The 24909-nt window shown below is 46.2% G+C and carries 6 protein-coding genes; 5 read left to right on the top strand and 1 reads right to left on the bottom strand.

Annotation, left to right across the window (positions count from 1 at the left end; genetic code table 11):
* Nucleotides 1-46: 46 nt before the first annotated feature.
* Complete coding sequence (locus AB432_RS26920; protein ID WP_048034917.1) at nt 47-1120, bottom strand: RDD family protein; 1074 nt, start codon at nt 1118-1120, stop codon at nt 47-49.
* 136 nt (nt 1121-1256) lie between these two features.
* Here AB432_RS26920 and AB432_RS26915 point away from each other — a divergent pair, with 136 nt between their 5' ends.
* From AB432_RS26915 to AB432_RS26895, 5 genes are all read left to right on the top strand, one after another.
* The gene (locus AB432_RS26915; protein WP_048034916.1) at nt 1257-2375 is read left to right on the top strand and encodes a hypothetical protein; all 1119 of its coding nucleotides are present in this window, start codon (nt 1257-1259) and stop codon (nt 2373-2375) included.
* A gap of 241 nt (nt 2376-2616) precedes the next feature.
* Complete coding sequence (locus tag AB432_RS31445; protein WP_048034915.1) at nt 2617-5187, top strand: winged helix-turn-helix domain-containing protein; 2571 nt, start codon at nt 2617-2619, stop codon at nt 5185-5187.
* Between the two features lie 191 nt (nt 5188-5378).
* The gene (locus AB432_RS26905; protein ID WP_048034914.1) at nt 5379-10346 is read left to right on the top strand and encodes an Ig-like domain-containing protein; all 4968 of its coding nucleotides are present in this window, start codon (nt 5379-5381) and stop codon (nt 10344-10346) included.
* Nucleotides 10347-11363: 1017 nt separating this feature from the next.
* On the top strand, nt 11364-18485 hold the full coding sequence (locus tag AB432_RS26900; protein ID WP_048034913.1) for an amino acid adenylation domain-containing protein: 7122 nt from the start codon (nt 11364-11366) through the stop codon (nt 18483-18485).
* A 10-nt stretch (nt 18486-18495) separates the two neighbouring features.
* Entirely contained in the window at nt 18496-24867 is a 6372-nt protein-coding gene (locus tag AB432_RS26895) for a non-ribosomal peptide synthetase (RefSeq protein ID WP_048034912.1), read from the top strand.
* Nucleotides 24868-24909: the final 42 nt, after the last annotated feature.

Genomic DNA, 24909 nt, shown 5'->3' with positions numbered 1-24909 from the left:
TCCAAGGGAAAAGCCACCTATTGAAGGTGGCTTTTGTATTCTCTCGCTATTTTACCTCGCGGAAGCTTGCACTGACCTTTTGCAGCTCTTGCTTGAGGGACTCAAATCTTTTTTCTTCTGTCCAAGCCATGATTTGATGAAAATGTGTAGGCGTTTCGACCAATGTCACAATATAAGCGACCTTAATGCCGTCTATTTCGCCTTTGGCATTGAATTGGATGGCCACCTGGTTGTCAACTACAGTACGAATCTGTTTATCAACGGATACATTTTCTACAGCCTCTTGAAGGTTTGCTTCAATGACTTGGGCATAATCCTGAAGTGTGAATGAACTGTCTAGATCCTGTTTCGATTCTGACAGTACCAGTACATACTTTTCGCTAAAACGATTGGAGATTTCTATATCCGCTTCATCGTGAAGGGCTGAATCCTTACTCCAATCCGAAGGGGCTGTTATTTGAAACTTTTTATCCTTGCTATAGAATATTTCTTCGGTAGGCGTTCTTGATGCGAGATCGACTATCCCAAAAATCATCCCAATGATGGATAAAACAGCTACGATAGAGAAGACAACAGCGAGTACGGTTGTTTGCTTTTTGCTGACGTTGTTCAGATCCTTTACTTTAACGACGTATGTATTCGCTGCTAGATCGCCTAAGCGTTGTCTTTTGTCGGAAGCCAACACACTGATACCGGCTGGCAACCCGCCTAGAAGAAATACATTTGCTTCGAATAGACGGATGAGGGAACGGAGAAATGATTTCCATAACCCCGGTGGCCGTCCTTCCGCATTGACAGCAATGATGCGGAAAGTAAATTTTCCGATCGTATATCCGGTAAGTCCTTCTAACAGTACATAATAAGAACATAGGATAATGGCGGCTAGGATGAAGAAGTAGAGACCGTTTGCGTCTTTATCAATGGAAACCCCAAGTGAGAGCAATCCGATTAGAAAACAAGCGAGGAGAATATGATCAAGAACATGGGCTCCCCATCTCGTGAAAAAAATCGTAGCCCTGTCGTACGATTTCGATAAATCTCCCATGTTTTTTGGTGGCTCTTGCTGGGCATGAGGAGAAAACTCTGTCGGTACCAATGGTGATGGCGGTTGTTGCTCCAATTTTGTGCACCTCCTGAAAAATGTAAACATATTACATTTAACCACTTTGAAAATTGTATTGTCAATTGTAGACGATTAGAATGGGAAAAGATGAGTAAGGCGCTGCCGTCCCATTCCGCGGAGAGGAGAATCAAATATGGAAATCCACCAAATACCCGAGCAATTGCCATTGATCAAACATTCCAAAGACCTCTGGGGCTCTTTTGCCTATAGCAAGTGTAAGGATGCATACGGTTATGACAAGAACGGGCTGAAAAGATACGCGTTGATCGTTCAGCTTCAATACGATCAGACTGTGACAGAAGCAGACAAAGAATTCCTGCACTATTTGATGAGACAAGAGATTGAGATGCATAAGTCTCATCCGTATCAGGGATTACATGAATCCATGGACATCGTGGCTTTTTTGTTGGCGAAGTGTAAGGATGTTAACCATATCCCACTGTTTGAGCAGGCAAAATTAAGCAATTTTGATACCTACTATGGCTTTGACACCGAATATATCATTTCGGCGGGGATTGAAGAGGCGATCACGTATATCGAAGAGAACGCTCTGTATCGAATCAGCTCTTTCTTTCAGGATAAGAAAGAGGAGCTGGAAACGATGTATACGGCTGAACATATGGAGCGATGGTTTCAATCCAAGGCTAGGATTTACCCAGCCAAGCGCGAGGATGAGTCCTTGATAACGTTAATGGACAGAGCAAGCGATTTCGGTAACATGGCAGAAGCCAAGAAATTACTGGAGAAGCTAGAAGAGCAGTTGGGCTCTGACAAAAAGAATTATTCTCTGCTGTATCATCAGGCAAAACGATTGGAAGAGTACGACAAGGCACTTCACTATCTCACACAGAATTTCCCGGAACAGGAAGATTCGTTTGACAAAGTATCGCACTGGTTAAAAATAGCCGAAATCCATTTACTCAAGCAGGACTGGGTCCAGGCTTTTGCCAGCGTCAAGCAGTGCGAGCCAGAGCTCAAGCTCTTTACTTCCTGGAGAAGTGCTGGTTTGGGTAGAAGTTTGAGCGAAACCTTGTTGGATATCAGCTTGAAGGCAAGGGACAGCGACGAGGTTTTGGCTAGAGAAGCGTACCGCTGGGCTGACCAGATGTTGAAATCGACAAACAACTCCAACAGTAATGTTTTGAGGAAGGCGCACCAGTGTGCCAAGGTGCTGCAACTCAAGCAGGATAAAAGGCTGTACAGTAAAAAAGTCGCGATAGAAGCCAGACGAATCAACAGAATGTTTAGATGACTGAAAGTAAACCCGACAACTGTGATAGTCGGGTTTTTCTCTGTCTGGATGCAACGTTCATAAAAAAATTACCCACTCAGAGACTACTTTGCTGTATCTTTAATCTGAGCAATATTTCCTATCTTTCTATGAACTCTTTTTCCCCGTTAGCCAACCTCATTGCGCTTCAGGACATCGATAGCAAGGCTACTTTCCATGTTTCCTTCATGAATGTCATTTTACTTCTAGGCAGGAGATGCGTATGGATTTATTAACGTACAGTCCACTTATCGCAACCAAGCTTCATGTTCCGAAGTATGGTTCGGACTTGTTGCTTCGGCATCAGATATTGAAAGAAATCGATGACGCGGGCGCAGCAAGATTGATTCTCGTGTGCGCGCCAGCCGGTTTCGGAAAAACGACAGCAGTCAGTCAATGGACGCAAAATTCTGGCAAACCGACCGGTTGGATCTCCCTGGATGAATCCGATAATGATCCCGTGCGCTTTTGGCGATATTTTGCCAGGGCAATTGATTCGGCGCAGGAAGGCTTGGGCAAAGAATCCTCCTCGGTGCTCCACCCGCAGTACACGGCTTCTGCTGAGCAGTTGATGTCCGTGTTACTCGAAGAAATTGCGGGGTTTGAACGTGATTTTTATCTGGTATTGGACGATTACCATCTCATAAAGGAGCCTTCCATTCATGAAGGACTGCAGACTCTGATCCAGCATGCTTCCTTATATATGCATGTCGTCCTGATTACGCGGGAGGAACCTCCTTTTGCCCTACACCGTCTACGCGTTCGGAAACAGTTGAAGCAACTGGGCTCAGACACTCTTCGGTTCAATGAGGAGGAGTGCAGACGCTTATTCCAGGAGCAACTGGGTCTAAGTCTGTCAGATCAAGACATTGGCTCGCTAAGCAAACGAACGGAGGGATGGGTGGCCGGTTTGCAGTTAGCAGCCTTGTCCATGCAAGGAAAGCCCGAAGCGTCAAAGATCATTCATCAATTTTCCGGTAACGACAAGTATGTCGGGGAATATTTGACGGAAGAAGTATTGAAACGACTGCCAGAAAAGGTGCAGATGTTTTTATTGAAAACGTCTATACTGCCGCGGCTGACAGGAGATCTATGCGCAGCCGTTACCGGAGAGCCGGACGCTCACGACATCCTTCGCATGCTCGAGAGAACGAATTCATTTGTCATCGCGCTGGACGGGGTAAATGAGTGGTATCGTTATCACCATTTGTTCGCAGAACTTTTGCTCTCCCATGTAAGGAAAACCTATAACGAACTGCTTCCTGCCCTACATATCTCTGCAAGCTGTTGGTTCGAAAGTCACGGATGGGTAATGGAGGCGACTGAGCATGCGTTTCTCGGAAAAGATTGGACCCGGGCGAGCCGTTTAATCGTCGCACATGCGCCGTGGATGTTGAAACAGTACGAAAATATAACACTGCGCAGATGGATGAAATACTTTGAGAAGTCCTGGTTGGAATGCAACCCCGAGCTGTGCATTGCTTTTGCTTGGCTGCATGCTGTATCCAACGAAATTGATCAGGCGGAAATCCTCCTTCAATTGGCTGACGAAGCTACACGGGCCAATCATGGGAGCTTTGACGACTGTCGAGTAGAAATGTGTGTGCTCCGGGGATATATCGAAGTGATGCGGGGAAATGTAGACCTTTCCCTCAAATATATGGAAGAATCGGTTCAAATGAAGCCAAAATTCAGCCGCTACTTCATCGTCGGTATCGAGCTGAATTCGGATGAGCCGTACGTGCTGCGTAGTCGTGTGGCCTTGAGCGGGTATTTGTCCAACGTGAATGAATTCTATCCAAAACTGAGGGCAATCTGGAAGCACAGTGGTCTTGGCATATTAGCCTACGGTTCCATCGTGATGGCTGAGCTTTATTATGAGAAAAATGATTGTGAGCAGTTAAAATATTTCGTACCGCGAGCAATCCAGTTAGGCACCATCTCCTTGAATTTCGGCGTATTGGTCCCTGTGTATCTGACTTTGGCCCGATGGAGAAAAGCAGAGCATCGTAACGACGAGATGTGGCTGGCCATGGAGGAAATTACATTGCTATGCCGCCAGCACGATGCGCCTCCCCATTGGATGTCTTTTGTAGAAACATTCCGCGTCCGATTATGGATCGAAGAAAATCGACGGGAAGAAATAGAAAAATGGGCTGAGCCCTACACGAAAATGAATGTCGATATTGTCGCTTCCCGACATGAATTTGAGCGAATGACGTTGGCTCGGGTATACATCTATTTAAAAAACGACAGTGCGGCCATCATGCTGCTCACCAGTCTAAAGCACGAGGCGGAAATAAAGGATCGGCTCGGGAGTCAGATTGAAGCTTTTCTACTGCTCAGCCAAGCTTTCATGATCCAAAAACAGCATCATGAAGCGATGGAGTGTATGCGCATGGCGGTGATATTAGCCGCACCAGAAGGCTATGTACGCACTTTTTTGGATGAAGGCCCTGGCGTCGCCAAAATGCTCTATTCGCTCTATAAAAGCAAAAACGTATCCAAGCAAGAGATGGCTTATCTTTCGATGCTGCTCAAAAGCGTGGAGAAGGAATTTCCTACGCTTGATATTCAAATCCGGGTATCACCTGCATTGGAAAAATTGACGGAAAGAGAGTCGGAAGTGCTGGCACTGATCGGTGAAGGGTTATCCAATTCGGAGATTGCGGACAAGCTGCATCTCACACTGGGGACGGTAAAAGGGCATGTGCATCAAATTTTTAGCAAGCTCCAGGTGAAAAATCGTGCACAAGCGATTGTTAGATTAAGAGAGAGCGAGATCGACCATTAGAATCAACCCCCGCCTATACGGTGGGGTTTTTTGTTGGGAAGAAAATAATCAAGAAAAGACATAACTTTAGTTAGTATTTTTTGTAAAAGACTGTTGTTAACATAATTTTGTTTCACCTAGATGTTTTGCTAGGGGAGTGTGTCGACAGAAGGGGGAGTTGAAATGAAGAAGAAAGGAGGACAACATTATTCATGAAAAGAATAATTGCTCGTTTGTTGGTATTCACTTTGCTGTTCGCAATTGTCCAACCTGTGTTTCTTCAACAAAAAGTGAAAGCAGCCGATCTTCCCGTTGTGATTAGGGTAGAGGCAGACAAGTTCGTGGATGCGTTTGGTGCCTATCCTGATGGCCTGAATTACCAAGGAATTCCCAACGCGTTGATCGTCGGCTATGCCCGAGACTCTGGTGGGGACTATGGAGCTGCGAATACTGCCCTGCGTTTTGACCTGAGTGGCGTGCAAAGTGAGAGGAAAATTCAGTCTGCTGCCCTGAAAATTTATGTGCATAAGGTAGAAGCAACAGGCGGAGATATGCCCTTTATTGATCTATGGGGCTCGTTTGATGACAATTGGAACGATGATTTCACGACGACGCTACCTACGCATCATGAAAAAATCATAACAAATGAGTTTATCCCCAGTAATTTCACAGGATGGAAATCGTTTGATGTAACCAGCTTTGTCAAGACCAATATTTCAGACAAAAAAGCTACCTTTGTTTTAAGAGGAAGACAAACCGCACCACCTGTCCCCGTTTTGTATCAGCCTCAAATCATTTTCTACGACAAAAGAAATTTTAGCTACGCTTCTCAGCTAGAAATCACTTATGCTCCTAACTCGTCGCCAACGGATATCCTCTTATCGTCCAATTCGATTCCTGAAAACAATCAAATAGGAGCGGTAGTTGGTACGCTTTCGGCAGTAGATCCTGATCAAGGAGACACCGTTACGTTTAGTATTCAAGACACTACGGTGCCATTTGCTGTTGAGGGAAATCAACTGAAGGCGACGGAAACGTTTGATTTTGAAACGAAGTCGGCTTACTCTGTGCCGATAACCGCAACAGACTCGGCTGGCAATACATTCGCCAAGGTGATGACCATTCAGGTGACGGATGAAAATGAACCACCTACGACAGCGACGGTTACCATCAATGGCGGTGCAGCCATTACGAGTTCAGAAAATGTGATGCTCACCATCAACCATGATGATCCTGACGCAGCCAAGCCCGATTATCGTTTGACGAACGTGGAAGGCGGTTCTTGGAGCGAATGGAAGCCGTTTGCGACACCTGTACCGTGGACCTTTACGACAGACGAAGGGACCAAAACGGTCTTCATGGAGCTGCGGGATGGAACAGGAACTGTCCTGCAAGCGCAGGATAGCATTTTGCTGGATACGACACCTCCAGCAGGGACCATCGAGATCAATAACGGGAACGTAGCCACTTCATCAGAGAAGGTAGAGCTTACCATTCAGGGGAGTGATGCGAACGGCCCGGTAGAAGTGATGGTGTCGAATGATAACAGCTTTACAGGCAGTTGGATACCAGTCCCAGCCAACAACAAGCTGGAATGGAACTTGGCTAGTGGAGACGGACAAAAAACAGTCTACGCGAGGTTCCGTGATGGTGCAGGGAATCTGTTTACGACATCGGATACCATCATGTTAGATAAAACGCCACCTGTTGTGACGGGGGTTGCGAATGGCAGCTTCTACACGGCAGATGTCACACCTGTCTTCGACGATGGCACAGCAACATTGAATGGTGCACCTTTTGCCAGCGGCACAAAGGTGAGTGTGGAGGGCAAGTATACGCTGGTAGTGACGGATGCGGCGGGGAATACGGCTACGGTAACCTTTACCCTGGATAAAACCGCGCCTACTGGAACTCTTGCGATCAATAACGGAGCCACCCATACGAACAACCAGGATGTCACTTTGCAAATCGATGCCACTGACGTTTCCAGCAAGGTGAAAATGAAGCTGTCTAACGATAACATCAGTTGGAGTGCGCTAGAGGATGTGGCGACCACCAAGACTTGGAAGCTAACAAATGGGGATGGACAGAAAACGGTCTATCTACAGTTGATCGACGAAGCTGGCAACCCCCATGATTTACAGGCATCGATTACACTCGACACGGTTGCACCTGTAGTCACAGGGGTAGAGAACAACAAGCTGTACAATCAGAGTATTACGATCAGCTTCAACGAAGGAAAGGCGATCTTGAACGGAAAGCCGATAGCTGACGGAGAAATCGTCAATGATGATGGTGCTTATACGCTGATTGTCACTGATGAAGCGGGCAATACAGCGACGCTTGCATTTTCGATTGATCAAACGAAGCCGTCAGGCAGTCTCAAGATCAATGGTGACGCCAATTATACCAATTCACTTGCAACCACATTACAAATTGCCGTTACCGATTTCAGCAATGAACTACAGATGCGCTTTTCCCATGATACGAGTGATCCAGCTAATTGGACTTCCTGGGAAACGCTGACCACGACAAAGGCGTGGAACTTGCCGACTGGGGACGGAACTAAGTCGGTTTACATGGAAGTAAAGGACAAAGCAGGGAATATTGCCAGCTTTACCGATGAGATCACACTCGATATGACCATCCCTACGGGTGCTTTTGAGATCAATCAAGGTCAGTTGTATACCAACACGAGCAAAGTTACGTTGAGTGTGGAGTCGGCTGATGCCCATGGTGTGGAAATGCGCTTGTCCAATGACAACCTGACGTGGAGCGATTGGAAAGCGGCACCATCAAAAGGCGACGTTCCATGGGAGTTGAGCAGTGCTGATGGAACCAAAACGGTCTATCTCGAGTTGAAAGACCCAGCCGGAAACCAATTGGCTCTTCAAAAGCAAATCACGCTGGATTCCTCTGGACCTGTTGTCACAGGAGTCACCCAGGATGGTGTCTATGCCAGCGACGTAACGATTACCTTCAGCGAGGGAACAGCATTGCTGAACGGCAATCCGTTTACGAGCGGTTCTGTCGTCAGCGCGGAAGGATCGTATGAGTTGGTCGTCACAGATGATGCACAAAATCGCACGACGATTCGTTTCACACTGGATAAAACACCACCGGCTGGAACGCTCAGCATCGATAACGGAGCTGAATTTGCGAAAACAGAAGAGGTTACGCTGCAACTCACTGCGTCCGGAAATCCAGACGACATCGAGATGGCTATCTCTAACGTAGATGACAATTCGGGTACGTGGGAGCGATTCACAGCGTCCAAAGCATGGAAGCTGGCTGATGGCAGTACAAACGGCATCAAAACGGTCTATGTCAAGCTGCGGGACAAGGCGGGGAACGTCACAAAGCTAAGCGATACGATTGAACTCGATGTGGTGGCGCCGACTGGTTCTATCACGATCAATAACGGAGACAGCTACACCAAGTCCCGTGATGTTACGCTCGCCATCACAGCGAACGACAGTACCAGCGATGTACAAATCCGCTTCGCAAATGGTGACAACGACTGGAGCGATTGGGAGGCAGTAACTGCGACCAAAGCATGGCAGTTGAAGTCCGGTGATGGAACCAAGACTGTCGAAATGCAGATCACAGACAGGGCAGGGCACATTACAACCGTTTCCGATACGATCGAGCTGGATGCAGATGTGCCCGTTGTTACAGGAGTCGAGGACAAAGGGATTTACAAAGATGACGTGACAATCACATTCAACGAAGGAACTGCGACGCTGAATAGTGCTCCGTTTGCAAGTGGCGACCAGGTAACCAGTGAAGGCAAGCATGAACTGCGGGTCGTCGATGCTTCCGGAAACGAAATCAAGATCACGTTTACCTTGGATAAGACAGCACCAAAGGGAACATTCGTCATTAACAATGATGATCGTCTAACCTACTCCACCAGCGTGAGACTGCATGTTACTACCACGGACAATTTGGGAGATGTAGAGATGCGCATCTCCAATGACCAAGGCAAGTGGAGCAGCTGGGAAAAAGTGACGGGGACGGTACCGTGGAACTTGACGTATGGCAATGGGATGAAAAAAGTTCTGATTCAGCTTCGCGACCAGGCAGGAAACTCCGTCGAACTGGATGATTCCATTGAGCTATATGTGCCAAATGTGCCGAATCCACCAATAGGAGAGCCGGTCACCGGAGTTGAGTTGGAGGAAGAGGAGTTAACGCTGCGTGTTGGCGATACAGAAAGCCTTCGTGCCACTGTAAAACCAGCGAATGCAACAAATAAACGAGTCAAGTGGGAAAGCAGCGACTCTGAGATCGTCGAGGTAGATGAGGAAGGCAAGATCACGGCAGTAGCTTCTGGGACTGCGACGATTACAGTAACGACCGTAGACGGGAACAAAACCGATTCGGTGGAAGTAACCGTTAAGGAAATAGCCACCTTCCAGTTGGAAACAAACGAACCGTCCTTCTGGATGAAGCCAAGGGGAACCACGACCCTGCGCCTTTATAAAGTAGAAGGCAAAAAACGCAAAGACATCACGCGAGACAAAAATGTTGAGTACGACACGGAAAACGGGTTGGTTACCGTCAAGCAGGGCCGTATTACGGCAGGCAAAGAAGAGGGAGAAGACATCGTTACCGTACGCTATATGGGCGAGGAACTGGAGATTCCGGTGACGGTTTCTAAGAAAACCATTCGTTCGTTGACGACTTCCTTCAAGGATTTGGTTTTGGAGATCGATGAGGAGAAGCAGCTAACGCTGACAGCCGTCTTCAGTGATAAGAACACCGAAGAGGTGACAGAAAAAGCAGCTTGGTTCTCAAGCGACGAAGAGGTCATCGAAGTAACAAAAGAGGGAAAAGTGACAGCGCTGGCTGAAGGGAAGGCTGTCATTACTGCGAAATTTGGCGGTAAAAAGGTAACCAATCGTGTGCTCGTCGTAGAGGAAAAGAAAGTGAAAGATTTGCGAGCATCGCGCTCTTCGCTGCGCTTGAAGGCAGACAAGACTGGAGAGATCGTCCTGTATGCGGTCTATGAAAAAAGATACGAGGAGATCGTCACCAAGGATGCCGAATGGACAGTGGAAGATCCTGAGATTGCGACTGTAGAAAATGGTGTCGTAACCGCTCTGGAATCTGGTAAAACAACGATTACAGTAGAATACGGCGGCGAGACCATAACGATTAACATTACGGTCTGGTAAACGAAAAGGGGCTGTTCGATCAACTGTAGAGCGCAGCCCCTTTTCCATTCTGTTTAAAAGGTGAAGAAATATGGAAAATGCACTCATTGCTTTTGCAAGTAGCATCTTGATTGGGGCCATTTTTTTTGGGATCTTATGGTGGGAAGGCTCGTGGTTCAGTCTTCGGTTTACGAAGTGGTACTTTGGTATTTTGTTGGCAGTGTCGTTGGGCGTAGGTGTGTATAACTTTTCCTAGAAATGTCTGAGACATTTTTCCTTTCTTGGCGTTAGGTGAGCTGTGAAACGAACCTAACACAGGGAGAAGAAATGTCTTATATTTTTTATGTGCAAAAATTTCCTAATTATAGTTTCCGGTTGAGCAAAGACGACTCAATATCATCGTATTTGACATAAAATTCAGACATGATATAATATCCTTAAATGACAAAAGATTACAATTCATACTTGATATGGGTAATTTTCTGCGATTCTTTCCTAACCAACTCCTTTGCATTTCAACAAGTTTCCCTCCTTTCATAGAGTCAGTAGCTAGTTTAGCAACTCTGATTCGAAAGAACCATTTCTCAATGATCAAGTGCAGTGTCCTGCATTGGTTTGATTACACATAACAACATCCTCACTCTACACTCCATCTCCCATCATAGCAATCCAATCAACTAGTGTATAAAGCGCTAAACATTCAACTCCCACATGAAATCTATATTCCAATTCACCTAAAAAGAAGAGTCACCCCGCGGCGAGATTACAGTCGTGGGCTAGAATTGTCGATTCATCAAACTGTCATTCTTGGTATTCTTCCAATTGCATACTCCACTAGCGTGTCAGCACTGACAAAGACCGATTATCAGACGCTGGCCTGATTATTTCATATGCTGTGCGATGAAGCCACTCATTGATTCCTTTGCAGACAATTGCTGAGAGGAGGGGAGGTGTCGTGTTGATTAATCAGAACAGGTGAGGATCTTCGCTCGTTTTGGAGATTCCCATCATTACCAAACGCGAAAAGGGAGGATGACCATGTCCATGGAAGATCAAAAGAACCATTGGCTGTCAGTATTAGCTGGAGAAGATCCATTGCTACAGCTTCCGCTAGATATCTCCAGGCATCACCATACTGGATATGCGGGCGAGGCTCAAACGATTGATCTTTCAGATACGGTGAGCAAGCAAGCCATACAGGTGGGGATACAAGAAAAGGCCGATCTGTTTACAGTACTCTTAGCTGCCTATCACAGTTATCTTTACAGGTATACGGGTCAAAAGGATATTCGGGTTGGTGCGGTGACAGACTCTGCGTTTTGGATAAATCGAGTCTTTGTTGATGGAGCTATGAATTTTAAGCAGCTACTAACCGAGGGCAAGGATAAAGCAGACAAGGGACAGATGTTCGCAAGTCTTTCAGCAGCCACGCCATTATTTCATACCTTATTGAGAGTCAGAAAAGCCGGAAATGTAGTCACGATAGACAAGCTTTCTATCGAGTACGACGAGTCAACTGTAGACTTGCGTGTGGATGTTGAAGAGGCAGACGTCTTGCGCATATCTTTCACCTACAATGCCAGGTTGTTTACACAAGAAACCATCCGAAGAATGCTGAAGAACTTTTGTAACTGGATGGAACAGGTTGTAACGAATAGGGAAACACCTGTCGATCAATTGCGATTGATCACCAAAAGTCAGGAAAGAGAATTGCTAGACGAGTGGTGCAGGAATGACGAGGCTTTTGAGCTTCCCGATACCATTTTAGCTGCCTTTGATTGCCAAGCTAATCGTCATCCAGAGGCCATCGCACTCGTTTTCCGGCAAGAGGAAGTCACCTACAGGGAATTGGATATACGCTCGAATCAATTGGCCCATCATCTTAGAAAGATAGGTGTTACAAGTGAGACGCTCGTTGGCATATGCCTGGAGCGCTCCATTGAAATGATCGTGAGCATCTTGGGCGTGTTGAAAGCAGGAGGCGCTTATGTCCCGATGGACCCTGCTTATCCTGTTCAAAGACTGCGCTATATGATAAAAGATGCAGAATTGCCAATCGTCATCGCGGATGAAGCATCTGTCGCAAGAATACATGACGGAATAAAAACCATTAATTTATCTGATGATTCTGAAATAATCTCGAATGAAAGCATGGAAAAGCCTGAAAACCAAGTGAATGGTAACGATCTGGCCTATGTAATCTATACCTCGGGCTCGACTGGCAATCCGAAAGGGGTCATGATTGAACATCGCTCCATCATGAATTTTCTTCAAACACTGGAGAAGCGTAGTGAACTGACGAATACAGACAGAATCTTGCAGAAAACGTCTATTTCTTTTGATGCGTCTGTCTGGGAGCTCTATTGGTGGATGGTGAAAGGTGCGAGCTTGTACATCCTCCCTAACGGCGAAGAGAAAGACCCTGCCCTGCTGGTAAAAGCAGTGGAGAGATATAACATTACCCATCTTGAGTTTGTGCCATCCATGTTAAAAGTAGTCTTGGATTATATCGAGAATGATCGTACGTCTTCTGCCCTATCCTCTCTGAAATATGTCACTGCCGGTGGGGAAGTGCTTCCACCTCAAGTTGCCCAGAAATTTACGCATCTGCTGACTATTCCTCATGGGACAATCTTATATAACACCTATGGTCCAACGGAAACGACCGTCGAAGTTGCCAGCTACAAATGTATGCCTGAGGATCATCGCTCTTTGATCCCCATTGGAAAGCCAAACTGTCAGACACAATTGTACGTATTCAATGAGCATTTACAAATCCAACCCGTCGGAGTGGCTGGCGAGCTCTATATCGGTGGAACAGGTGTAGCAAGAGGGTATTTAAACCGTCCTGCATTAACCGAAGAGCGTTTCATTGCCAATCCTTATCGTCCAGAAGCAGATTCGCGATTGTATCGAACGGGAGATTTGGCTCGTTATGCAGCCGACGGTAATCTGGAGTATCTTGGTCGCAATGACAATCAAGTCAAGGTGAGAGGCTACCGGATTGAGCTTGAGGAAATTCAAACGATTTTAAGCACTCATCCATCTATTGAGCAAACCATTATAGTGGCCCAAAAGGATTCCTATGAAAATAACAAGCTTATCGCCTATGTGATAGGATATGGAAGCATAACGGAATGGCGTGATTATTTGAAGGCTCAGCTTCCGGAGTATATGGTTCCAGCGTATTTTGTGAAAATGGATGTTTTCCCGCTTATGCCCAGCGGAAAAATTGATATAAAGTCACTGCCAGAGGTAGGAAATAGCCGACCGCATATTTCAGCAGAATATAAAAAACCGGAAACAGAACTGGAAATGCAGCTCTTGGGCATTTGGAAGGATTTGTTTGGATATGAGGAGATTGGTGTAGAGGATAATTTCTTTGAATTAGGCGGACATTCGCTGTTAGGGACGCAGGTTGTAGCAAGAATCCGCGCAGTCTTCAAAAAAGAACTCCCGTTGTCTACCCTGTTTCAATATCCGACAATCCGAAGCATCGTGCCAGTCATCAATGCCGCAGAGGATACATACTCGATGGATGCGTTTCCTGCCATTAGCAGGGCATCACGAGACAGAGATTTGCCGCTTTCTTATTCGCAGGAGAGAGTGTGGTTTTTAGAACAGTTAAGCTCCAATAATTTGGCTTATATCTTTCAGGCAACCATGAAAGTGCAAGGGATGCTAGATATCCCCATCTTGAATCAATGTTTTACCGAGATTGTACGCAGACATGAAATATTTCGAACCGTTTTTCTTGAGAAAAATGGGCGGCCGTATCAGGTCATTTATGAACCATTCGATGTGAAATTGCCCGTTATTGATATTTCTCATGTACCTGAGAGTGATCGTGCACGTGAAGTGCAGAGATTGATTCGAGCAGAGATCAAGAAGCCGATCGATATTTCGCAACTGCCATTGGCGAGATGGCTGGTTTACAAGATCTCAGATAGGGAATCGGTCATTCTGTTTGTAGAGCATCATCTGATTCATGATGGATGGTCGTTCCGAAAATTCCTGAAAGAACTTTTTACGCTGTACAGTGCGTATCTGGAGAATAAACCATCTCCACTCGCGGAATTGCAGATTCAATTCGCAGATTATTGCGTGTGGCAGAACGAGATGTTTAAACGAGGCAAGGAAAATAAGCAGTTAACATACTGGAAGAATCTGTTGAACGGAGCCAACGGGATTCTGGAACTGCCAACCGACAGGCCACGCCCGGTCAATCAAACATTTAACGGGAACATGTTCACCCATTTAATACCGGAAGAATTGTATCTTCAATTGCGTGATTACTGCATGAAAACAAACACGACCTTATTCATGGTCATGATGGCTGCCTTTCAGACATTGCTGCATCGGTATTCGAATCAGGAAGATATTATCGTAGGTTCGGGTATCGCGAATCGGCGCTGGAAAGACACCGAAGACTTGATCGGGATGTTTGTGAACAATATTGTGATTCGGACGCAGTTTACCGATCAGATGACGTTTCAGGATGTTTTGCAAGCAGTCAAAACGTCAGCATTGGAAGCCTATGAGAATCAAGAAATTCCATTCGATCAGGTAGTCGATGCGTTAAAACTGAAGCGCGATCAAAGCCGGAACCCTGTATTCCAGGTCATGTTTAGCTTCCAAGACACGAAAGTTACCCATTTACCTGTATCCGATTTGGATATTCAACTCACCGAAGGCATTAGCAACGGATCGGCAAAATTTGATATTAACGTGGTAGTGACGAACCACTCTGAGCTCTCCGATTCTCTATTAACGAAGGAGGAATACGGGAGTATCAGCTTGGATTGGGAATACAATACGGATTTGTATGACGAATCTACCATGCGTCGCATGATTGAGCACTATATCCAATTGCTGAAAAGTGTTCTTACCCACAGTGACCAAACGCTCCATTCCATGCCAATGTTGACCGCCTCTGAGCAGAATCAAATACTTCAGAAGTGGAATGACACTTCTGTTGCGTTTGCGGATCAGAAAACCATTCATCAAATTTTCGAGGAGCAAGCTGAACGGACACCAGAGCAAATCGCGGTCATATTTGAAAACGAACAGTGGACTTATCGGCAAATCAACCATCGTGCCAACTTCCTGGCAAGAAAATTGCGAAACTTGGGAGTGAAACCGGATACATTAGTCGGGTTAATGATGGAACGTTCACCTGACATGATGATTGGTATCCTTGGCATTTTAAAAGCTGGTGGGGCTTATATGCCGATGGACACGATGGCACCGAAAGAGAGACTGTCCTATATTCTTCAGGATAGTGATACGAAAGTAGTCGTCATGCAAGAGAAATTCAGGAAAGCGATCGATTTCAATGGTCCGGTTCTGTACGTTGGTGAGAATATGCCTGAGCAAGAAGTAGAATGTGACAATCTCGAACCAGTTGCTCACTCGACAAATTTGGCTTACGTCATCTACACCTCAGGCTCGACGGGAGCACCAAAAGGCGTCATGATTGAACATCGCTCTGTCGTCAATCGTATGAACTGGATGGTTCATCGCTATCCTATGGGCGAACACGACACGATCATGCAAAAAACTCCCTATTGCTTTGATGTTTCGGTAACCGAATTGGTCTTATGGTTTTTCACCGGCAGCAAGCTATGTTTTCTCGCTCCTTATGCTGAAAAAGACCCGGAGCTGATTATAAAAACGGTCGCCAAACACCAGATCACCTATATTCACTTTGTTCCATCAATGCTCAGCATCTTTTTAGACCATCTGGAAAGCAACGATTGTGTGGAAGAAATCAAAAGCTTACAGCGCGTGTATACGACTGGGGAGGCTTTGACAACGGAACAGGTTCAACGTTTTCATCGATTGATTCAGCAGCGGAATCAAACGACTCTCCACAATCTGTATGGTCCGACGGAAACGACCATTGAAGTGACCTACTATGATTGTCACGCGGACAGTACGGTCATTCCCATTGGGAGACCGATTGATAATACGCAGGCTTATATCATCAATAAAGAATGTCACTTGCAGCCCGTTGGCGTCATGGGAGAGTTGGTGATTGGGGGCGTAGGGCTTGCTCGAGGGTATGTAGGAAAGCCGGCGCTGACAGCAGAGCGTTTTATCCCGAATCCATATGGTCGTTTATCGGCAGAAAAAATGTACAGGACAGGAGATTATGCGCGGTGGATGCCAGACGGCAATATTGAGTATATTGGCCGAATGGACAACCAAGTGAAGATTCGCGGGTATCGAATTGAATTGGGAGAGATCGAAGCGCTCATGAGGAAGCAGCCAGGCGCAGGGGAAGTCGCTGTGATTGCCCAAGAATTTGAGCCGGGAGATAAACGGTTAATCGCCTATTACAGTGGTACCACATCGGTCGAAGAGTATAAGCTCCTTCTGCAGAAACAGCTGCCACCTTACATGATTCCTTCGTATTTTGTGCAGGTGGAGAAAATGCCGCTCACATCAAGTGGCAAATTGGATCGCAAAGCCTTGCCGCTACCTGACAGCCATACGGTAAGCCATCACTATTCAGCTCCTCGCAACGCAACAGAGGAATTACTAGCACTCATATGGAGCGACATTTTGCGCATCGACCAAATTGGCGTATCAGATTCGTTCTTTGATTTGGGAGGCCATTCTCTATTAGCGACGCAGGTCGCCTCGCGCATACGAGAAGTGTTCGGTCAGCATCTCCCTCTGCGAGATATTTTCGAATGCCCGACCATCGAGAGCCTGGCCAAGCGGATATCCGAATGGCGTCTAGGCGGAAAAGCGGCTCAATTGCCCGCATTGCACCAAGTGGATAGGACGAAACCGCTTCCGCTATCCTTTGGGCAGCAGCGGCTATGGTTTTTTGACCAACTGGAGCCTGGGAGCAACGTCTACAACATTCCGTATGTCTGGCGTTTAAGCGGCGCTTGGGACGTTAGCGGATTGGAAAAAGGCTTTAACCGATTGATTGAACGTCATGAAATGCTTCGTACGGTATTCGCAAAACAAAATGATACCGCTGTACAGCTCGTCAAGCCTTATCAACCGATATCGTTGCCTGTCATTGATCTCAGCCATCTCTCTATGGAAGAAGGGGACAGGCACGTCACTCATCATATTCAACGGAATGCTGAGCGCGTATTTGACTTGAGTCAAGGACCGCTGATTGAAGCGGAGCTGATTAAAAAGAATGAGTCGGAGTATGTTCTTTTGTGTACCGTTCATCACATTGTTTTCGATGGTTGGTCAGAGGATATTTTGGTAGACGAGTGGATGGCTTTCTATGAAGAAGCAGTCAGTGGCACGCCAGCCGATCTACCGCCAATGGCTATTCAATACGGGGATTATGCAGTGTGGCTGAGGGATTGGTTAACGGATGAGACTGTAAACGAGCAGCTGGTGTATTGGAAAAATGAGCTGGCGGGTGACCTTCCCGTGTTGCAGTTGCCATTCGATCATCCACGGCCATTCATTCAAAGCTATAGAGGGGATATGCAGCATATACAAGTGGAGCCTGCCTTATTAGCGAAAGTAAAAGCATTCAGCAGACAGGAAGGGACAACGCTGTTCATGACCTTACTGGCAGCTTACCAAGGCTTCCTTTCCAGATATACCGGACAAACAGACATTTTGGTCGGCAGTCCGGTTGCCAATCGGAGTCGCAAAGAAATGGAAGGATTGATCGGGTTCTTTGTAAACACGCTTGTTTACCGGGTGAATGTAGAAGAAGGGCCAAGCTTCAGGCAATTGGTCGCCCAAGTCAAGGAAAAAGCATTGCGTGGACAAGAGAATCAGGACGTACCGTTCGAAAAAATAGTAGAAGCCCTTCAACCAGAACGAAATACAAGCTACTCTCCTGTTTTCCAAACGATTTTTACAATGAATACTCATCTGCGAAATGTAAAGGAATGGCCGAATCGAAAAGTTGAGCCTGTGACGCTTGCCATCAAAGTTGCCAAATTTGACTTGTCTATTTCAATCGAAGTGATAAATGAGCACTCTGTATTGATTTCGTTTGGATACAATGCGGATTTGTTTGAGTATGCCACCATACAACGAATGATCGGGCATTTTGTGAATTGGCTTGAACAAGTGACGGCATATCCTGACGAGAGCATAGAAAACTTGCGGCTCATTACCGAGGATGAAGAAAAACAATTGCTGGAACTATGGAAGAGCAATTAGGAGGGGCTGTATGAACAATTCCATCACTGCATTCTTTGAGGAGCAGGTTGAACTTCATCCTGACAACATCGCTTTGCTATGGAAGGATGCCTCACTCACTTATCAAGAGCTGAATAGCAGGGCCAACAGGCTGGCAAATTATTTGAAAAAGTGTGGGGTAGGGTCGGAAAGCAAGGTCGGCTTGTGTATGGATCGTTCGTTCGAAATGATCATCAGTATGGTAGCGATTTTAAAGGCTGGCGGGGCTTATGTCCCGCTTGATCCTGCCTATCCTGAGCAGCGAATCCATTATATGCTGCAAGACGCAGGCATTACGATCGTACTCGCACAAGAAAGCTTGGTATCGCGGCTGCCAGAAGGCTTGAAGGTCGTATGCCCTGAGCGTGACCAACTGGCGATCAGCATGGAATCAGATGCGAATTTGGAGCCGCATGCAACTCCAGAAAGCCTTGCGTATTTGATGTATACTTCCGGCTCGACAGGAAATCCGAAAGGGGTACTCATTCCTCATCGCGGCGTGATCCGGCTCGTTAAACATGTATCCTATGTATCGCTTACGGCGGAAGAAACCATGCTGCATATGGCGTCGATTTCATTTGATGCATCGACCTTCGAGGTATGGGGCAGCTTGCTAAATGGAGCAAAGCTCGTTGTTTTTCCATACAAAGAGCTTGATCTTGGCGAGATGGGGCAGGTATTGCGTGATTATCGAGTCAGTACATTATTGTTAACAGCAGGAGTCTTTCATCAACTGATTGATTTCCATCTGGAGGATGTAAAAGGGTTACGTCAATTGCTTGTGGGTGGGGATATTATGTCCCCCAAGCACGCTCAAAAGGTAGTAGACAACTTGTCTGATACGTTATTGATCAATTGCTATGGTCCTACGGAAACCACGACATTTGCCACCTTTTATCCAGTAACAGATAGAAGCGCCATCCAACACTCCGTTTCGATCGGTCGCCCTATCAATGACACAGAAGTGTATATCTTAAACGACAAACAAAAGCTTGTGCCTGTTGGTCTTGTAGGGGAAATGTACGTGGGGGGCAAGGGACTGGCTCTGGGATATTGGAATCGACCCGAGATTAATCAAGAGAAATTTATTAAACATCCCTTTAATCCAGACCCGGAAGCCATCTTATACAGGACGGGTGACATGGTGAAATATGTGCCTGATCGAGGCCTTGAATTTATCGGAAGAAAAGACAACCAAGTAAAAATAAGAGGGTATCGTATCGAACTGGGCGAGATTGAGACCGTCTTGAATCAGCCGGAAGACGTCAGGGAAGCCATCGTTATTGCACAGGAGTATGGAGCTGACGATAAAAGGCTCATCGCCTATATGGCTGGAGATGGAGAAGTCGAACAGTGGAAAAAGCATGCAAGTACGCAATTGCCTCCTTTCATGGTTCCGTCCTATTTTGTGAAAATGGAAGCATTTCCGCTTACCACGCAAGGAAAAGTGGACCGAAAGGCGTTGCCATTGCCAGAAACCGTCATGATAGAGGAGGAATTTGTCGCACCACGTACTGCGACAGAAAGTCGGATAGCGTCCATTTGGCGTGAGACTTTAAAAGTGGAACGAATTAGTATCCACTCCTCCTTTTTTGATTTAGGCGGTCACTCTCTGCTTGCGACACAGCTCATATCCCGCCTGGAGGACGCTTTCCAATTGTCTATACCGTTGCGAATCTTGTTTGAATGTCCGACGATCGCGAGTTTACATACAAGAATAATGGAGCTCAGTCAGAATGGAAAAAGAGAGCGGATACCAACGATTACGAAAGCGCCGCATACAGAAAGGTTCCCATTATCTCATGCACAGCAGCGTTTATGGTTTTTGCATCAATTGGAACCGGATAGTACAGCTTACAACGTTCCTCATATTTGGCGTTTGACTGGACTGTGGGATGCAAGTGCGCTGGAAAAAGGATGGAATGCGCTGCTTTTGCGCCATGAAATATTGCGTACGGTTTTTCCAAATGAAAATGGTCAACCTTTCCAAGCTGTCCAACCATATCAGTTTACACCTTTGCCTGTCATCGATCTGAGAGAACGAACCAAGGCCTCGCAAGAAGAGCAACTCAACGACTTTATTGAGCAGGAAGCAAGCATCAGGTTTGACTTGCATCGAGGCCCCTTGATTCAGGCCAAATTGATAGCATTAGGGGAAGAAGAGTCCGTTCTGCTGTGTACCATGCACCATATCATTACGGACGGATGGTCTGAGGAAATTTTATTGAAAGAATGGCTGGCCTTTTATGAGGAGGCACAGAGTGGCAGTCATGCGGAGCTTGCTGCCCTACCGATTCAATATGCCGATTTCTCTGTATGGCAGCGTGAATGGCTGACGGACGATGCGATAGGTCTACAGCTAGACTATTGGAAAGCGGAACTGTCTGGAGAGCTTCCTGTCTTGCAATTGCCGATTGATCGGCCTAGACCTGCGATTCAAGGTTATGCAGGAAGTATGCATAAAACCGTGCTGCCATCGACGTTGCTTGAGAAATTGAAAACCGTAAGCCGGCAAGAGAATGCGACTTTATTTATGACCCTGTTGGCAGCTTATCAAAGCTTTTTATCCAGATATACCGGACAGTCGGATATTTTGGTGGGGAGCCCTGTAGCGAATCGAAATGTAAAAGAAATCGAGGGATTAATTGGATTCTTCGTGAACACGCTCGTATATCGGGCAAGTTTTCAAGACGGTCCTACCTTCAAACAACTGCTTGCTCGCGTAAAAGAAAAAGCGCTTCTGGCACAGGAAAACCAAGATGTCCCATTTGAAAAAATCGTAGAGACGCTTCAGCTTGAACGCAATACAAGCTACTCCCCGGTTTTTCAGACCATGTTCACGTGGGCTGAGTTGTCATCGAATGTTTACCAATCGTCTGCCGGAGCGTTGGAAATCATGCCCGTTCGTCATAACGTTTCAAAATTTGATATCGAGTTATCCATGGGTGAGTCTGAAGCTGGTCTGATCATGAACATGATCTATAACACGGATTTATTTGACCAAGCAACCATAGGAAGAATGGCTGTTCATTTCGAAAATTGGCTGCAAGAACTGGTGAATGCACCGGACGCTCCGATTGCATCGCTCGAATTGTTACCCAAGGATGAGCGTAACAAAATCGTAGGGGATTGGAATCGGACAGAAGCAACCGTTCCAGAGAATACATGCTTGCATGATTTGTTCATCGAACAGGTAAAAAAGACCCCGGACCTAATTGCTGCCGAAATGGGCAGTGAAACGATAACCTATCAGGAACTGGACAGGCGTTCTAACCAGCTGGCGCATTATTTGATTACGCTCGGGGTTCGACCCAATACACCTGTCGGGCTATGCATGAATCGCTCCCTTGAACTTGTCATATCGATTCTCGGCATCGTAAAGGCAGGCGGGGCATTTATTCCCTTAGATACCGAGCTGCCGGAAGCAAGGATGGCTCATTTACTGGAAAGCTCAAAAACGAATATTTGCATAACAGAACAGGAATTCAGGCATCTGTTCGAGCAAGCGACGCATGTTCAATGCATAGAACTAGAGGCAGACAAGGAAAAGATAGCAAGCATGCCTGAGGGATTGCCGGAGCAAACCGTAAAACCGACGGATTTGGTGTCGATTTATTACACATCAGGATCGACGGGCATTCCGAAAGGGGTGGAAAACCTCCATGTCGGATGGGTTAATCGAATGCTATGGATGCAGCGCCAGCATGGCTTGGAGCAAGGGGAGTCCGTCCTGCAAAAAACAACACTGACATTCGATGACGCAGCCGTTGAGTTTTTCTGGCCATTGTCTGTAGGCGGTCGGATCTCACTGATGGAGCCGTGGTTGCATCGAGATCCAGAGGCAATTATTCAGGCAGCTATTCAGTATCAAGTGGCATGCATTCAATTTGTGCCGAGCATGCTCAACATGTTTGTCGATGCCCTTACACCTGATGATGCAGCAAAATTGGGGACATTAAAAAATGTTATCTCCAGTGGCGAAGCGCTATTACCGGAAACAGTAGGCAAGTTCTATCAGAAATTGAACGCCAAGCTCCATAATACTTGGGGGGCAACAGAGGTCTCAATTGACTCTACCATTTATACCTGCTCACCCGAGGACGCGTTTGGGAAGGACTGTGTCAGTGTAGGAAAGCCGATTGACAACAACAGAATATACATTCTGGACAAAAATTTAAACCCGGTTCCGATTGGTGTCATAGGCGACCTTTATATCGGTGGTCTGGGACTGGCAAGAGGTTATTTATACAATCCCGAAAAAACCAAGGAAGCTTTCATAGAAAATCCATTTGTAGCAGGGGAAAGAATGTATCGAACCGGAGACAAAGGATATTACTTGCCTTCCGGAAATATCAAATTTGTTGGCAGACAAGATAATCAAATCAAGATAAGAGGCATCAGGGTTGAACTAGGGGAGATTGAGTCGACATTAAGCAGACTTCCGTCCATTCGTGAAGCAGCCGTCATTTCCGTTCAAAACGACAGGGGTTCTACAGAACTGGCTGCGTATATCGTGGGCGAAGGGGATATAAACGAATGGCGCACATTCCTGAAGGGGCAATTGCCTGCTTATATGATTCCGACCTATTTCACAAAGCTGGACAGCATCCCGAAAACAACAAGCGGAAAAATTAATCGCAATGCACTGGAATTGCCCGTGATGAAACCATCCGACTCCTCCATCGCTACACCACGTACGATTCCTGAGGAGCTTATCCATTCCATCTGGTGCGATATCTTGCAGATGAATCAGATTAGTATCAAGGACTCCTTCTTTGATATAGGTGGGCATTCCTTATTGGCAACCCAAGTGATATCCCGTATGAGAGCGGTTCTGGGAATGGACATCTCCTTGCGTACTATATTTGAGTTTACGACGATCGAAGCTCTAGCAGCCCGGATAGCTGAGATCAAGCAAGGCAGCGAGTCGAACACCCGTATTCATGAAGTTTCACGAGTAGAGGATCAGCCGGGTCAGTCGTTATTTGAAGTATCCCACGGCCAAAGAAGACAATGGTTCCATGCAAAATTCAGTGACCAGGAAGCGGTGGGTGGGGTGTACCTCTTTGAAGTTGAGGGCCCTGTTGATAGTCAGGTTCTGTACAAATCTATGGGTCTCATGTTTGAACGGCACAGAATTATGCGTACGACCATCATAGAAAAGGAAGGGCAATTGTATCAAAAAGTGCATGATGACCTGAAGGCGGATAACGAGTATGTGGACTTGTCTTCCTTATCTGTTACGGAAGGCGAGCAACGTATCAAAATGGATTTGGAATCTGACTTGTACAAGCCATTTGATTTTTCCCGAGAGTCTTTCTTTCGGATGAGGTTATATCGAGTCGCACCAACGAAGCACTTCTTCCTCTTGGGCACTCATCATATTGGATTTGATGGCTGGTCGTTAGATGTGTTTATGAAAGATTTGGCGGACGTGTATCAACAAGAAAAGAGCGGGGGGCATCGTCTGTTTTCCAAACCGCTGGATTATATTGATTACACCTTGTGGCAGCAGGCGCGGTTACAAAAGGGAGAATTGAATCGGCAGCGGGACTATTGGTTAAAGCAACTGCAACAAAATGTCGCTGCACCGCTCATACCTCGAGATGTACATCCATTCACTCGCGACAACCAGATTTCAAATGTAACGTCGCTTCCCATTGAACCAACGACAGCGCAGTCGCTATCAGAATTGACTCGAATGGCCGGCGGTACCGTTTATACGACCATGCTTACGGCGTTAAACATTTGGCTTTCGCTCATCACGGACCAAATGATCATTACTGTCGGATCTACTTTATCTGGCCGTACCCAGACGGACCTCGAAGGAATTATTGGTCCTCTTATCAATCCCGTCGCCATGCGCACAGATTTGTCCGGCAACCCAACCGTTTTGGAAATGTTGAAGAGAACGAGAGAAACGGCGTATGCGGCGTATGAGAATCAGGAGTATCCGTACAATTTGGTCGTAGAGGATCAACTAGCCGCGAAGGGCCTGAAGAAGAATTTGTATTCCGTTGTTTTTATTGGACAACAAGCCTCGAACAGTCTAATTGAATCAAACGGCATTATCTACAGGTATTGTCCGTTAAATCGGTTCCTGGATGAAACGATGGTCAAATCATATGAAGGAAGCCATTTTATAAAAGATGATCAATTGGATATGATGTTATTTTTGTCCACGAATCATGACCAGCTCACATTTACTGCACAGTATAATGCGGATGTATTTAGCAGGAATGCCATGGATACGTTTATGAGTCAAATCGAGTACATCCTATGCCAAATGACTGAAAATCCAATGCAGCGTTTATCTCAATTGAAATTGGCGGAAGAATACGATTTCAATGAACTGTTCAGCTAACGGCTTGATTGCTTGTTCGGGCATGCTGGTGAAAGCCGCATG

The organism is Brevibacillus brevis (genome assembly GCF_001039275.2).
GTDB lineage: Bacteria > Bacillota > Bacilli > Brevibacillales > Brevibacillaceae > Brevibacillus > Brevibacillus brevis_C.
Note: the sequence above shows the minus strand (reverse complement) of the source record. Positions and strands in the feature narration are given on the sequence as shown.

Bases quoted from the DNA above. Each gene is read 5' to 3' on its own strand.
- AB432_RS26915 (WP_048034916.1), top strand. From the start codon at position 1,257: ATGGAAATCCACCAAATACCCGAGCAATTGCCATTGATCAAACATTCC.
- AB432_RS31445 (WP_048034915.1), top strand. From the start codon at position 2,617: ATGGATTTATTAACGTACAGTCCACTTATCGCAACCAAGCTTCATGTT.
- AB432_RS26905 (WP_048034914.1), top strand. From the start codon at position 5,379: ATGAAAAGAATAATTGCTCGTTTGTTGGTATTCACTTTGCTGTTCGCA.
- AB432_RS26900 (WP_048034913.1), top strand. From the start codon at position 11,364: ATGTCCATGGAAGATCAAAAGAACCATTGGCTGTCAGTATTAGCTGGA.
- AB432_RS26895 (WP_048034912.1), top strand. From the start codon at position 18,496: ATGAACAATTCCATCACTGCATTCTTTGAGGAGCAGGTTGAACTTCAT.